This is a genomic window from Thalassospira sp. NFXS8, assembly GCF_040148805.1.
In the GTDB taxonomy this organism is placed as follows: Bacteria; Pseudomonadota; Alphaproteobacteria; order Rhodospirillales; family Thalassospiraceae; genus Thalassospira.
In genome coordinates this window covers 599,326-613,703 of record NZ_JAGEMF010000002.1, presented here as the reverse complement: position 1 = coordinate 613,703, position 14,378 = coordinate 599,326, and the positions used below count along the sequence as shown (strand labels likewise).

The 14,378-nt window shown below is 53.0% G+C and carries 15 protein-coding genes; 6 read left to right on the top strand and 9 right to left on the bottom strand.

What is annotated here, in order from left to right; all coding sequences use genetic code 11:
* Window positions 1–35 precede the first annotated feature (35 nt).
* Window positions 36–263 carry a hypothetical protein gene (locus J4E05_RS12075; RefSeq protein WP_349595837.1) on the bottom strand — a complete coding sequence of 76 codons (228 nt, stop codon included), beginning with the start codon at window positions 261–263 and terminating at the stop codon, window positions 36–38.
* A gap of 2 nt (window positions 264–265) precedes the next feature.
* Between J4E05_RS12075 and puuE the strand changes: the two genes are divergently transcribed.
* From puuE to J4E05_RS12055, 4 genes are all read left to right on the top strand, one after another.
* Complete coding sequence (puuE, locus tag J4E05_RS12070; protein WP_349595834.1) at window positions 266–1,180, top strand: allantoinase PuuE; 915 nt, start codon at window positions 266–268, stop codon at window positions 1,178–1,180.
* 55 nt (window positions 1,181–1,235) lie between these two features.
* Window positions 1,236–1,793: a 2-oxo-4-hydroxy-4-carboxy-5-ureidoimidazoline decarboxylase gene (gene uraD / locus J4E05_RS12065; protein ID WP_349595831.1), complete on the top strand. Its 558-nt coding sequence runs from the start codon at window positions 1,236–1,238 to the stop codon at window positions 1,791–1,793.
* Between the two features lie 36 nt (window positions 1,794–1,829).
* Window positions 1,830–2,849: an allantoicase gene (gene alc, locus J4E05_RS12060; protein WP_349595829.1), complete on the top strand. Its 1,020-nt coding sequence runs from the start codon at window positions 1,830–1,832 to the stop codon at window positions 2,847–2,849.
* A gap of 178 nt (window positions 2,850–3,027) precedes the next feature.
* Entirely contained in the window at window positions 3,028–3,549 is a 522-nt protein-coding gene (locus J4E05_RS12055) for an ureidoglycolate lyase (RefSeq protein WP_085590863.1), read from the top strand.
* Window positions 3,550–3,725: 176 nt separating this feature from the next.
* On the opposite strand, the gene J4E05_RS12050 is transcribed toward J4E05_RS12055, so the two are convergent.
* Both J4E05_RS12050 and J4E05_RS12045 read right to left on the bottom strand, forming a co-directional pair.
* Window positions 3,726–4,496, bottom strand: a complete 771-nt coding sequence (locus J4E05_RS12050; protein ID WP_085590865.1) for a hypothetical protein — start codon at window positions 4,494–4,496, stop codon at window positions 3,726–3,728.
* 88 nt (window positions 4,497–4,584) lie between these two features.
* Window positions 4,585–6,381 (bottom strand): hypothetical protein, encoded by a 1,797-nt coding sequence (locus tag J4E05_RS12045; RefSeq protein ID WP_349595825.1) that lies wholly within the window; start codon window positions 6,379–6,381, stop codon window positions 4,585–4,587.
* A gap of 325 nt (window positions 6,382–6,706) precedes the next feature.
* On the opposite strand from J4E05_RS12045, the gene J4E05_RS12040 reads away from it, so the two are divergent.
* A complete protein-coding gene (locus J4E05_RS12040) occupies window positions 6,707–8,212 on the top strand; it encodes a jacalin-like lectin (RefSeq protein WP_349595822.1) in 1,506 nt (501 codons plus the stop codon).
* Between the two features lie 161 nt (window positions 8,213–8,373).
* On the opposite strand, the gene J4E05_RS12035 is transcribed toward J4E05_RS12040, so the two are convergent.
* Window positions 8,374–8,772: a winged helix-turn-helix transcriptional regulator gene (locus tag J4E05_RS12035; RefSeq protein WP_349595820.1), complete on the bottom strand. Its 399-nt coding sequence runs from the start codon at window positions 8,770–8,772 to the stop codon at window positions 8,374–8,376.
* A gap of 131 nt (window positions 8,773–8,903) precedes the next feature.
* Between J4E05_RS12035 and J4E05_RS12030 the strand changes: the two genes are divergently transcribed.
* Entirely contained in the window at window positions 8,904–9,455 is a 552-nt protein-coding gene (locus tag J4E05_RS12030) for an NADPH-dependent FMN reductase (RefSeq protein ID WP_349595817.1), read from the top strand.
* A gap of 125 nt (window positions 9,456–9,580) precedes the next feature.
* Here the strand turns inward: J4E05_RS12030 and J4E05_RS12025 are convergent, their stop codons facing one another.
* The 5 genes from J4E05_RS12025 to J4E05_RS12005 all read right to left on the bottom strand — a co-directional run bounded on the left by J4E05_RS12025 (window position 9,581) and on the right by J4E05_RS12005 (window position 14,282).
* Window positions 9,581–10,363, bottom strand: coding sequence for a succinate dehydrogenase iron-sulfur subunit (locus tag J4E05_RS12025; protein ID WP_085590875.1), 783 nt, complete (start codon window positions 10,361–10,363; stop codon window positions 9,581–9,583).
* A 25-nt stretch (window positions 10,364–10,388) separates the two neighbouring features.
* On the bottom strand, window positions 10,389–12,185 hold the full coding sequence (sdhA, locus tag J4E05_RS12020) for a succinate dehydrogenase flavoprotein subunit (RefSeq protein WP_085590877.1): 1,797 nt from the start codon (window positions 12,183–12,185) through the stop codon (window positions 10,389–10,391).
* Window positions 12,186–12,188: 3 nt separating this feature from the next.
* On the bottom strand, window positions 12,189–12,566 hold the full coding sequence (gene sdhD, locus J4E05_RS12015) for a succinate dehydrogenase, hydrophobic membrane anchor protein (RefSeq protein ID WP_246832936.1): 378 nt from the start codon (window positions 12,564–12,566) through the stop codon (window positions 12,189–12,191).
* Window positions 12,567–12,598: 32 nt separating this feature from the next.
* A complete protein-coding gene (sdhC, locus tag J4E05_RS12010; RefSeq protein WP_085590879.1) occupies window positions 12,599–12,979 on the bottom strand; it encodes a succinate dehydrogenase, cytochrome b556 subunit in 381 nt (126 codons plus the stop codon).
* A 244-nt stretch (window positions 12,980–13,223) separates the two neighbouring features.
* Window positions 13,224–14,282 (bottom strand): MaoC family dehydratase, encoded by a 1,059-nt coding sequence (locus J4E05_RS12005; RefSeq protein ID WP_349595812.1) that lies wholly within the window; start codon window positions 14,280–14,282, stop codon window positions 13,224–13,226.
* Window positions 14,283–14,378 lie beyond the last annotated feature (96 nt).

The following is a 14,378-nucleotide window of genomic DNA, read 5'->3' as shown; positions in this document are numbered from 1 at the left end:
CAACAGGCATTCAGGAAAGAGGCGATAAAGTGAAACTATATCAATAATTCTTTGAAAAAGGACATCACCAGCATCGCACAAAACACTTCCAATGCCTGAAAACCTGCGTCTTTTAGCCATGAGAAAGGATGGATATTTTCAAAGCCACCTTGAAAATTTCCCATATGCCCCGCGCGAGATTTTCTTGCTGCACCGCAGCCAATGGTTAATGCTACACCAAATAACCCGGCGAACCAAACCGGGATTAATCGATCTGGAGGCAAAGATGACCGACACTCCCTATGCGCGTGACCTTATCGGCTATGGCGCAAACCCGCCCCATGCCAACTGGCCGGGCAAAGCCCGCATTGCGGTGCAGTTTGTGCTGAATTACGAAGAAGGCGGTGAAAACTGCATTTTGCACGGGGACGCGGCATCGGAAGCCTTTTTATCCGAAATGATTGGTGCCGATGCCCGCAAGGGCGTGCGTCATATGAGCATGGAATCGATCTATGAATATGGATCGCGTGTCGGGGTGTGGCGAATATTGAACCTTTTTCGCGAACGCGAAATTCCCATTACCCTGTTTGCCGTTGCCATGGCCCTTGCCCGCCAGCCCAAGGTTGCCGAAATCGCCATGAAAGACGGCCACGAAATATGTTCGCACGGCCTGCGCTGGATCGATTACCAGTATGTTGACGAAAATGTTGAACGTGACCATTTGCATCAGGCCATCGACATTATCAAAAACATCACCGGCGAACGCCCGCTGGGCTGGTATACGGGCCGCACCAGCCCCAATACCCGGCGCCTTGTCGCCGAAGAAGGCGGTTTCCTGTATGATGCCGATGATTACAGCGACGAATTACCATTCTGGAGCACCCAGACCGAAAACCCGCACCTGATTGTGCCCTATACCCTTGATGTCAACGACATGCGTTTTGCCGCCATGCAGGGCTTTAATTCCGGCGAGCAATATTACCAGTATTTAAAAGACAGTTTCGACACCCTGTATGAGGAAGGCACCCATACGCCCAAGATGTTGTCGGTGGGCTTGCATTGCCGCCTTGTCGGGCGTCCGGGACGGTTTAGCGCGTTAAAACGCTTTGTCGATTATGTGCGCGGCCATGACGATGTTTGGTTTGCCCGGCGCATCGATATTGCCCGGCACTGGCGCGAACATCACCCTTTTGCCGGTTGACCAGACAATGCCCAAATGACAGGCAGTCTTTACCTGATTTACAGGAACGTTTCCGATGACTGAAAACACCCCCTCCACGGCAACCGGGCCGGGTGAAAAAACATCGCTGTTTACAAGCAACCCGCCCAGCACCCTGGCGGCAAAATCGTTTGTTAATTTATATGGCGGTGTCTACGAACATTCGCCCTGGATTGCTGAACGGCTGGTTGAAAATGGCATCACCCCGGCCCTCGATAGCCCTGAAAATCTGGCAAGTGCCATGCAGGTTATTGTCGAGCGCGCCACCCGGGACGAAAAACTTGCCCTGTTACGTTCCCACCCCGACCTTGCCGGTAAACTGGCCCTGGCCGATTTAACAACATCGTCACGCAATGAACAGCAAGGTGCGGGGTTAGATCAATGCAGCAAGGACGAACTTGTGCGATTTTCCGAACTTAATGATGTCTATAAGGGCAAGTTCGGGTTTCCGTTTATCTTTGCGGTAAAAGGATTTCATCGTACCGACATTCTGGCCGCGTTTGAGCGCCGGGTGAAAAACGATATGGACACCGAATTTAACGAAGCCCTGCAACAGGTTCACCGCATCGCCTTATTGCGATTGCAATCCCTGTAAGCGTGGCACGCCCCTTTATCAGCAGGACGCAAACCCATGACCCATTCAAGCAGCGATACCGCACCCGATTTTACCCGGCGTTTTGTCAATCTGGCAGACGAACGCCTTGGCGCGGTTGCCATTTTTGCCACCGACGATTTTTTCGCCGACAAACAGCGCATGTTGCAATCGGCACCGGCAATTTTTTATCCTGACAAATACGACGATAACGGCAAATGGATGGATGGCTGGGAAAGCCGTCGCAAACGGGTGGAAGGCCACGATTACGCCATCGTCCGTCTGGCAACATCTGGCAAGATTTATGGTGTTGATATCGACACCAGCCATTTCACCGGCAATTTCCCGCCCGCAGCATCGCTTGAAGCGTGTTTTTGCCCCGACAGCGACCCGGACGACACCACCGCCTGGACAGAAATTGTCCCCCCGCAAGGATTAGGGGCCAGCGCACATCATTATGCCGAAGTCAGCCATGACGGGGTGTTTACCCATGTGCGTTTGCATATTTACCCCGATGGCGGCATTGCCCGGCTGCGCGTTTATGGCCGCCCCAACCGCGACTGGACAGAAATGGCCGCCAAGGGCGAACAGGTTGACCTTGCTGCCATGATCAATGGCGGCATCGCTGTTGCGTGGTCTGATGCCCATTATGGCAACCCCAATGTGGTGTTGGCACCGGGACGCGGCATTAATATGGGTGATGGCTGGGAAACCAGCCGTCGGCGCGAACCGGGAAATGAATGGCTGATTATCGAACTGGGCCACCCCGGCGAAATCGATAAAATCGTGATTGATACCTGCCATTTCAAAGGCAACTTTCCCGACCGCGTTTCCATTCAGGGGGCCTATGTGGACGGCGAAAAGGATAAATCGATTATTGCCCGTTCCATGTTCTGGCAAACCATCTTACCCGAACAAAAAATGCAAGCCGACCGTATTCACGAATTTGGTGGCGCAGCGATCACTGCACGCGGGCCTGTTTCGCATTTACGCATCAATTCAATACCGGATGGCGGCATCAGCCGGATCCGTATTTTGGGGAAACCGGCCCGTCCCTGATTTTCATTAACCGGCCTTCGCAGGAATTTCCATGAAGGCCTGCCTGAACGTGGTCGCGCCGCACACCCTGAAAAATTGGCACGGGCTTGCTATGGCCACCGGCCCAGGGTCAGGGGCGTGGCGACCGGTTTAGGTTCATGAAATCTGGAACTATAGATACGGACAACAGGGGGTAAAAATGAAACTGACTGTCGAACCGCTGACACCGGAATCCTTCACCGAATTTGGCGATGTGATCAGCACGGAAACAGCACGGGAATCCTTTGGGATCAATCAGGGAACAACCACGCGCTATCACGATATTTCCGGCATCGACACCAGCGAGGAAGGCGGACGGCCGATTATCAGCATTTTTCGTGGTAACCCGCGCCCCTTGCCGATCCGCATTGCCATGATGGAACGTCATCCATTGGGATCACAGGCATTTGTCCCGATGCAGGGGCAAAAGTTTTTGATTGTGGTGGCCCCCGCAAGCGACATGCCCAAAGCAGGCGATTTGCGCGCCTTTGTCACCAATGGCAAACAGGGCGTTACCTATGACAAAGGGGTTTGGCACCACCCGCTTCTGGTACTGGAACCCGATAGTGAATTTCTGATTATTGACCGCGCAGGGCCGGGTAATAATCTTAACGAAGTTGAAATGGGCGATATTGACGGCGTGCCCATCAGCCTGGACTGGTCACAAACCAAAGCCAGCTAAAATGCACATCCCTTAATGCGCCAGCGCCATCCCCGCAAATAAGACAAAAGTTCGCCCCCCGATGCCACAACATGCGAAACCCTGGCGGTAAATAGCATGTTGGCATCGCAGGGCTGCCAACGCCCTTTGAGCGGCGGCAAAAGACAGGCATCACTATTGATTAACACGCCATCACATCACTGTTGGGCGGCACCAACGCCCATATCCAGGGCCAAAAGCTGCTTTTGAATACGCTGGGACAATACGGGATCGGGATTGGCATTTAATGCGCGCTGATAGGCAACACGGGCCATATCGCGTTTGCCCATTGCCACGGCGTTATCGGCAAAATGGGCCAGATGTTCGGCAATCGGCGCGGCCTTGTTGGCCTTGATCAGGGCTTCCTCGGCGGCGGCATAGTCGCCCTGTTTATACAGGATCAGCCCATATGTATCCTGAATCGACGGATTTTCCGGCTGTACCTGCATCGCCATTTTAATCAGCCTTTCGGCCTCCATCAGGTTTTCGCCCTTTGTGGCGTAATGATAGGCTAACCAGTTAGCGGCTTCGATGTTTCCGGCTTTGGCCGCCTGTGCGGCTTCGGCCGTCAGGGTGTCGTTATACGATTTAATCACATCGGCAACGCCTTGCTGGTCCAGCCCATCGATCGATGTCAGGCCCAACCGCGATACCTTGCAATTGGCACCTCCGCCATTTTGGCACATCGCCAGCGCCTGCTGCCCCGCGCCCACAACCGTGGCATTCGGCCCGGCGGAAAATGCCTTGCCGCTGTCATCGGTTGCCATTGCCTTGAAATCAACCATCCCCGCATAGGCACTATCAAGGCTGGTTTGCTCGGCCGGGCCGCCCATCATGTCCTGGGGTTCCCATTTTGGCGCGGTGTCTCCACACGCGGCCAGCCCCAAAAATGCGACGCTAACAATCACATGTCGGAAATTTATCGGCATGGTGTGCGGCCTCCCTTAACGATAATCCTGATACCCAACCAATAGGTCAGGCCACTTAACAATCATAGCAAAAACCCGTCGCGTCATGTTAACGGCTTTGTTCCCAAAGTATTCCCCCCACGGATAAATCGGAATATGCGGGGACCTCCGGTTTGAAATCACCCTGTTGTAACTGGTCGATGATATCGATACTGGCCTTACCGTTTGCCAGATACAAATCGCGCACCTTTACCCAGTCCTTTTCCTCAGGGCGGTATTTTAACATCGCCGCAACAGGCCTGAGCGAGAAAAACACAGCTTCGTCCACCCCGTCGCCATCCATATCAATAATCAGCAAGGCACATTTGTTTTGTGCTTTGGCGGCCTGCTCAGAAAAGCCATCCTCTTTGCAAAACTGACGATCAAATTGCAAATCCTTATCCATCATTTGTGACAGGGCATCGCGCGAATAAGGTTGATCCTCGGGAAAGACCGGAATTTCATCGGCGGCTGAATCCCGCCGCTGTTTTAAGATTGTGGGCATCAAACGCAATTCGGCCAACTCTGGCACGGTGTCAGGGTAAACCTGCTTTAGGTCCGTAATGGCCTGTTCACCAGGCTTGCCCAGTTGTTGCGCCATAAAGGCCAGGTCGGACTGGTTTATATCTTCGATGTGCAATAGCCGGGCCTGCTGGTTACGTGCAGCGATACTTACCGGGTCAAGCCACGGCAGATGGATTAAAAATGCACAGATGGTCGCACCAATGGCGACATGGCCGAACGCCCGTTGCAAGGCAATGATCATGCCATCGCCACGCGTCATGCCTGCACGCATAATCCAAAGCGTGGCAACCAGCACGGCAACCACGATCCAGGAACCATAAATGCGTTGGGGGGTCAGCCCGTAATCATCGACACGCACCCATATCGTCCCAATGCCCAGCAACGCACAAAGAGGGGCCATCCACAGGGTATAGCGAAAAACAAAATCACCCCAACGACCGAACAATGTTGTTTTCGTACCCGACTGTATCGCCCCGAACAGTAAATAGCTTAGCCAAAGCGAGGCCGAAGTTACCACCAGCCAGATACTGGTATCCTGCCCCAAAAGCTGTTCCCAGCCCCCAAGCGCCCCCAATAATAAAAATAGAAAAACCCCGAATGCCTGAAAGGGATAAAAAAACCGGTACAGGGTGCCCAGCACCTGACGAACGGCGCGCAACAAATTTGGTTTTTCACGGGTTAGCATAATACCGGTGGCAAAGGCCGCCCCCGACAGGACGGAGCCACCCAGCCCGGTTTCAAGAAAATCCATAAAGGCGGTGAAACCGACAATATTAAACAGAATTGCCAGCAAATAGGCCATGACCCAAAACACGCCAATCGCCACGACGCCAAAAGAAAGCGATAGCTTGATGTTCCAGATTTGCGGGCCGATTTGAGAAACCCTGATCAATGGGTACGAGGCATCCGCGGATTGACCACTGTCATCATGATCAGGATCGTTCGTAACACCCTGTTCCTGAAACAGCGAGGCATCACCTGGTTTCACTGGCAATGGCTGCAATATGCTGCGCCAGATCGCCACAACCAGCGCAACCCAAACAGCCTGGGCGGCAATTAAACCGCCAACTGTGGTATCCTCAACATGGTCGAACCCGACCAAATGCTGAAAAACGGCAACTTGCCCGGCAGCCAGCCCGGAAACCAGCACCGAAAACAGGATATCGCCCCACAGTTTGCGAACCCCGATTGCAAACCAGCAGCAATACGCCGCCACAATGATGAAAACCAGCAATGACGGGGCATACAGGCTGTGTTCGTCAAAATGGTCAAGCAAATACCACAACGCCCAACCATAAAGCCCGCCGCTTAGCGGGAACAACCACATCAGCCTGTTTACCATCTATATCTTTCCATGTCGTATTGCGCAGGGCCTCTGCGCATGAGGTGACGCCACAAACAACCCGCCACCGGCCCCGGAAGACTAAAAATCAAAACTGCGACCACATCAGGGCAGAACGGTTGGAAAAATGCGACGAAAACATCACCACAAAATCATCTAACCCGCTTGAAGGTGGTGTTTTTTTATGCGGCGCGCCATTTCATTCAATACCAAACCTGGCGGATATCATTAAATTTTAGCAACAAAACTGACAACTTAAAATTTTATGATGGTAAAATAAAACAACTATAATACGATGAAATTCGTATTAATCCAGGAGGCTTGAATGGCCAGTAATAATCCGTCTACGATTTTTCAGGGTTACAGTACCGTTTCGGGCAGGACCTATTTGCAGGCGGTAACCGGTGACACCACCAAATCGGGCGCGCGATCGTCTGTTGATGTTCTTGTCACCAGCAGCGCTGAAAAAGTTGCCACCAGCATGGAAATTCAGGCATCCCTGACTGCAAGCTACGGCCCGGTCGCATCGGGTTCGACAAAGGTGGATTATTACCACAGCCTGGAAATAACCACCTACAGCATCGTAATCATGGTTTCGGCATCAAAAACACTTAGTTCCGAAAGCATTATATCCAATTTGCGAATGCTTGACGGTGTTGCGACACCAACCAACAATGCCGAAGCTACGCAATTTTTCAAATCCTACGGTGACTGCTTTTTGCAAAGCGTCAATACGGGTGGTGAATATTATGGCACTTATGTTTTTTACTGCCAGTCCCGCGAAGAACAGGAATCGCTTAATACCGAATTATCGGCATCAGGCATTTATAACGGGGTAAGTGCCAGTGCCAGCCTGCAAACATCGCTAGACAGTTTCACCAAATCAACCACGGTCAGTTACAGCTTCAAACAGGTTCTAACCGGAATCAGCAACCCGTCTCTGCCAACCCAGGACGATTTTGTCGCCTATGCCCTGGCCTTTCCGTCACTGACACTCGACGCACCGGTCATTAACAGCTTCGACGTCTGGAGCTATACCAAGGTTATCAATCAGGCATTTGACGCCATTGAGCGCAATCGACTGTATTTTACCGGCGATGAATTCACCGTTGGCCTGACAGCAAGCGCAACCAAGCTGTCTGATTTGCAAGATCAAACAGACCGGATCATTGATACCTACGAATTCTATCGTGGTAGTGATTTTGACTGGCAGGAGTTTGACCCAAAACTGGCCAGTGTCGATGTGGAAACCGGCGATGACCTTGACAAAATCTCTGCCCAGATGGAAGCCTACCTGACAGATCCAGTCACCCCCTATGAAAAACCGAGCCTTCCGGCACTTGATCATGGGACCCCGCAACTGGTGACCTATTATTCCTATAGCACGATGGAAGGCGGCGGTGGCGGCAGCCCGTTTGATGATGTCGACACGATTAACGGCATCAGCAATCATACCCATATAACGGCCATTGAATTGCGCGCCGGGGCACGGGTTGATGCCCTGAAAGTCACCTATAACAACGGTTCCGGGCAAAAATGGCAAACCGTCCATGGCGGCGGTGGCGGTAGCGCGGTTGGTCCGCTGGAACTTTCCGAATCTGTCCCGGTCACTGCTATTTCCGGTCGTGCGGGTTCTAAAATAGACCATCTCAGCTTTGCAGCAGCCAATGGCACCACCCTTGATGGCGGTGGTGGCGGCGGTGGCGTTTTCAACTTCACCTTCCCCGAAGGCATGTTTCTGGTTGGTTTTACCGGCAGGTCTGGATCGGAACTTGATGCGTTTGGCGCCGTATTTGGCGGCTTCAAGCAGACGAAATGGTCTAACAGCTAGTTTATGCCTGCCATTATGGCATAGGCGAAACAATGTCACGGAAAACACAGGCCGCAGGCATTTCTGCCATACGCCAACAATGCACCACCCGGCCCCATCATCAGATGGGGCCGGGCACATTTTCGGGCCATCTATATCCATTTGATATCAGAGATGCCGCCTTAGCTGTCTTGTGCGTTCAAATCAAATTGCTGACGTGCGTGCTGAATTTCAAATTTATGGGCAATTGCCCAATCGGCAAGCGCCATAACCGGTTGCCATAATGATTGCCCCAGCGGGGTCAGGCTGTAATCAACCCGTGGGGACTTACCCGGCGTCACATGACGTGTAACCAGGCCATCACGTTCCAGATTGCGCAGGGTTAATGTCAGCATTCGTTTTGAAATGCCGCCAATACGGCGATGCAGGTCACTAAAGCGCACCGGGCCATCACCCAGCAACCGAACGACAAGGACGCTCCATTTATCGCCAACCCGCGATAACACACCGCTTACCCCGCGACAGGTATCTGGCAAGTGATCGTCTGCGGGGTCGGTCAGAATGAAGGAAGCTGGTAACATAGGTGTGCCTTATTGAGGAAAAGCCATTTGCCGATATATATGTAGGTTACAAATAATTACCTGACTTCAACCTGCCATCACAGCCAAAATTTGGCGATCTCGGATGGCAGTGACTTAAACAAGGAGAAACCATGGCGTCGATCAAACTGGCTGTCATCGTTGGCAGCAACCGCAAAGATTCAATCAACCGAAAACTGGCAAATGCACTGGTGAAACTTGCGGGCGACCGCGTTGAGGCATCGCTGGTACAGATTGATGATTTGCCAATGTATAACATGGACCTGGAAGGCAACCGCCCCGACGCGGTGAACCGGTTTACCGCCGAAGTCGCCGCCTGCGATGCGGTATTACTGGTTACGCCTGAACATAACCGGTCAATCCCCGCTGTTTTGAAAAACGCCATCGACTGGGGCTCCAAACCGATGAATAAAAACGTATGGCGTGGCAAGGCAACAGCCATTACCGGCACGTCACCCGGTGCCATTGGCACTGCCGTCGGCCAGCAGCATTTACGCCAGATCATGGGGATCCTGGGCGGGCTGGTAATGGGCGGCGAAGCCTACATTGCGTTTAAACCCGACCTGATCGCAGAAGATGGCAGCATCGCCATTGAGGACACCAGGGCCTTCCTGCAAACCTATATCGATAATTTCGTAAACGTTGCGCAAAAACTCTCGGCTTAATTGCCTTTTACGAACGATACCGGGCAAACCAACATTTGCCACGAAAAACACAAATGCCGCCGGAAAAAATCCGGCGGCATTTGTTTTACGCAAAATGAATTGCGATATCTTCTGATCTGCCGTGATTAAGCGCCGCGTTCCGCAATCATTTTTTTGATTTCGGTAATCGCCAGTGCCGGGTTCAACCCCTTCGGGCAGGTATTGGTGCAGTTCATGATCGTGTGGCAACGATACAGACGGAACGGGTCTTCAAGCATATCAAGACGTTCGCCAGTATATTCATCACGCGAGTCAGCCAGCCAGCGATAGGCCTGCAACAGAACAGCCGGGCCAAGGTAACGATCAGAGTTCCACCAGTAAGACGGACATGCGGTAGAGCAGGAAAAGCACAGAATGCATTCCCACAAACCGTCAAGTTTGGCACGTTCTTCACGAGACTGCAGACGTTCCCCGTCCGGCGGGGTCGGGCTGTCGGCCTTAAGCCACGGCTCGATCGAGGCGAGCTGGGCATAGGGCTGTGACAGGTCGGGCACCAGATCCTTGACCACCGGCATATGCGGCAACGGATAGATTTTAACATCACCGCTAATGTCTTCGATCGGTTTCAGACAGGCCAGCGTGTTACGGCCGTCAATATTCATCGCACAGGAACCGCAAATACCTTCACGGCAGGAGCGACGGAAAGTCAGGGTCGCGTCGATTTCGTTCTTGATCTTGATCAGCGCGTCCAGAACCATCGGGCCGCAGGCATCAAGGTCAAGTTCGTAGGTATCGGTGCGCGGGTTATCGCCGGAATCCGGATCATAACGATAGATCTTGAATTTCCGGGTATTCTTCGCATTCGCCGGTGCAGAAAACGATTTACCGTCCTGCACGACCGAATTGGCGGGAAGCTTGAATTCAGCCATCTCTCAAATCCTCTCTGTCCGCGCCTTAATACACGCGTTCCTTCGGCTCGATATACTCAACTTCGTCGGTAAGGGTGAAGCTGTTAACCGGCCGATAGGTGAGATCAACGCCATAGTTGTTGTCCCAGGCAACCTTGGCAATCGTGTGCTTCATCCAGACTTCGTCGTCGCGCTTGGGATAATCTTCGTGCGCGTGCGCCCCGCGGGATTCATGGCGCGCCTCGGCGGAATTCATGGTTGATGCTGCGCAAACCATCAGGTTTTCCAGCTCCATGGTTTCCACCAGGTCCGAATTCCAGATCAATGAACGGTCCGAAACAGAAACATCCCCAAGGGTTGCTGCTGTTTTGGCAAGTTTTTCGACACCTTCACCCAGGATTTCGGCAGTACGGAACACGCCGCAATTACCCTGCATGACCTTTTGCATTTCGAGGCGGATTTCCGCCGTCGGACGGGCACCCTTGGCCCAGCGCAAACGATCAAAGCGGTCAAGGGCTGTCTGGCCATCGCTGGCTTTAAGTTCCTTGAAGGACGATTTCGCGTCAACAACCTCGGCGGCATGCATGCCACACGCACGACCAAACACAACCAGGTCAAGCAGCGAGTTCGTGCCCAGACGGTTCGCACCGTGAACAGAAACACAGGCAGCTTCACCAGCCGCCATCAGGCCCGGAACGATACGATTGGGGTCATCTGCCGTCGGGTTCAGGACTTCGCCCTTATAGTTGGTCGGAATACCGCCCATATTGTAATGGACCGTCGGCAGAACCGGGATCGGTTCCTTGGTCGCATCAACACCGGCAAAAATCTTGGCGGTTTCGGTAATACCCGGCAGGCGTTCCCACAGGACTTCCGACCCCAGATGCTCAAGATGCAGATGGATATATTCGCCATGTTCGCCAACACCGCGACCATCGCGAATTTCCTGTGCCATCCCGCGCGATACAACGTCACGCGATGCCAGGTCTTTCACGGTCGGGGCATAACGTTCCATGAAACGTTCGCCTTCGGAGTTGGTCAGATACCCGCCTTCACCGCGAGCGCCTTCGGTGATCAGGCAGCCCGAACCATAAATGCCGGTCGGGTGGAACTGAACAAATTCCATATCCTGAAGGCCAAGGCCCGCACGGGCCACCATGCCATGACCGTCGCCGGTGCAGGTATGAGCCGAGGTGCAGCTAAAGAAGGCACGGCCATAACCGCCCGATGCCAGAATGGTCATCTTGGCGTTGAAACGGTGCATGATGCCGGTATCAAGATCCCATGCCACCAGACCGCGGCAGGTACCATCTTCATCCATGATCAAATCAATGGCGATGAATTCAACAAAGAATTCAGCCTTGTGTTTCAGGCACTGCTGGTAAAGCGTGTGCAGCATGGCGTGACCGGTACGGTCAGCCGCGGCACAGGCACGTTCAACCGGGGCCTTGCCGTGATCGCGGGTGTGACCACCAAACGGGCGCTGGTAAATCTTGCCTTCGGCGGTACGCGAAAACGGCATGCCGTAATGTTCAAGTTCATGAACAGCGGGCACCGCATTGCGGCACATATATTCGATGGCATCCTGGTCACCCAGCCAGTCCGACCCCTTGACGGTGTCGTACATGTGCCACTGCCAGTGATCTTCCGACATATTGCCCAGCGACGCACCGATACCACCCTGGGCGGCAACAGTGTGTGAACGGGTCGGGAAGACCTTGGTGATGCAGGCGGTTTTCAAACCGGCCTCAACCGTGCCCAATGTAGCGCGAAGACCAGCACCACCGGCACCCATAACGACAACATCGTAGTTATGGTCAATAATTTTATAGGATTCTGTCATTGCTCAGGCTCCGGCAAAAACGATTCGCAGCACCGAAATAATCGCGGCAACGGTCATAAAGACCGCCAGGGCGCGGATCAGCAACATCGAAACAATTTCTGCTTTACGGTTATGCACATAGTCTTCGATCACAACTTGCAGGCCGAGAACGAAATGCCAGGCAACAGAGATGACCAGAAGGACCATCATGGTTGCGTGGAAATAACTGCTCAGCCAGGCCCGGACTGCATCGAATGATGCCGTGTGGCCAGCAAGGATCGAATAGATAAACCAAAGTCCCAGCGGCAGGTTCGCCGCAGCGGTGACGCGTTGCGCCCACCAGTGCGAAGAGCCGCTTTTGGCGGAACCGAGACCGCGTACACGGCCCAGATCGGATTGCATCTTCATAACAACCTTGTCCCCATTTGCCTGGATCAAACCAGACCGATAATCCAGGTGATGATGGTCAGCACGACTGCCGCGCCAAGAACGATCGGGTTGGACTTTGCCGCCCCTTCATTCGACAGGCCGCGACCGGTGTCCCAGACGAGGTGCCGGAGACCGTTGCAGGCGTGATAGTAAAACGCCACTGTCCAGCCGAACAGCAGCAACAGACCAAACCACGAGGTGAAAAATGCCTGATAGCCCTCGAACGTATCCCGACCGGCGCCAGCGGCGATAAGCCACGACGCCAGGAATACGAAACCAATGGCAAGGCCAATGCCCATGATGCGGAACGAAATGGACATTTTGGCCGTCAGCGGGAGCCTGTACACCTGAAGGTGGGGAGACAGCGGCCGATTGGCTTTGCTCATAACGGAATTGCCTCTTCTCAAATAGCTGGCGGGAAAGCAGGGATTATTTACCCACGCACAGGGGGTAAGTCAATCTCAACGCCTTTGAAAACCAGAGAAATCTGCGAATTAACGCCATTTCTACCGTTGTTTTAGATTTGTTTCATATAGTTGAACGCAAGGCAATATCCCCCTTAGTCGGAGATATATGATGCTGTAACGCACCAAAACAGGTGTCACTATGAAATTTTATTCTTTTTACGGATCAAGTGCGCTTTGGGATCAAAACAGTATGGTCAAAATCCAGTAACACGGCGGAGTCATATTTTCCGGCTTCATCGCGTAGCACAAATTCCGTCGCGCCACGGTTGCGCACTGCAACAAGCCTTACGCGCAGTGCGCCCACATCATCGCGCCCGGCAAGGCTGATTTTGTCGACAATTTCGGACCAGGCAAACACCGTATCACCGGCAAAAGCGGGGTTGGCATGGCTGCCACCATTGATAGCCACAATTTTAAAGGCATTGCCCAGCCCGTTAAAGGACAAGGCCCGGGCCAATGACATGATATGCCCGCCATAAATCAGTCGCTTGCCAAACCGGCCCTTATTGGCGGCAACCTGATCAAAATGCACTTTGGCGGTATTCTGATACAACCGGGTCGCAATCTGATGTTCGGCTTCTTCAATCGTCATGCCATCCACATGGTCGATCTTTTCGCCAACCTCATAATCATCCCAGTAATGGGGGGCACCGGCCAGTTCACAATCATATCCGGCCAGATCAAGCCCAACCGGCACCCGAAAACTGGCAGCATCAACCGTCGCGGCCAGGTCTGGCACAGCGGTGACAGGTGCAGGGGTATCAATATTGTTTTTATGCACCATGACCCAGCGGTTATAATCCACCACCATTTCACCATGCTGATTCGACCCGACCGAATTAACGTAAACAACCCCGGTTTTACCGTTTGAATTTTCTTTTAAGCCAATCACACGTGACACGGTACTAACGGTATCCCCCGCATATACCGGGGCATCAAACACCCCGCCTGCGTATCCCAGATTGGCCACCGCATTTAACGATATATCGGGCACGGTTTTGCCAAAAACCATGTGAAACACCAGCAAATCGTCGACCGGGGCCCCTCGAAAACCAATGGCGCCGGCAAATTCAGCCGAGGATTGAACGGCAAAACGTGGACCATATAACCCGGTATAAAGGGCGACATCCCCCGCGGTAATGGTGCGCGGAGTAGCATGGCGTAGCACCTGCCCGAGATGGAAATCCTCGAAATAATTGCCAGGATTATTTTTGGAGATCATCACCGAAAATTCCTTGTTCCCTGCGCAATAGACCTGCGCATTAAGCCAATCCGACACACCTTCGTGACAGTAAATAACCCCGGCTCTCTATGGAAA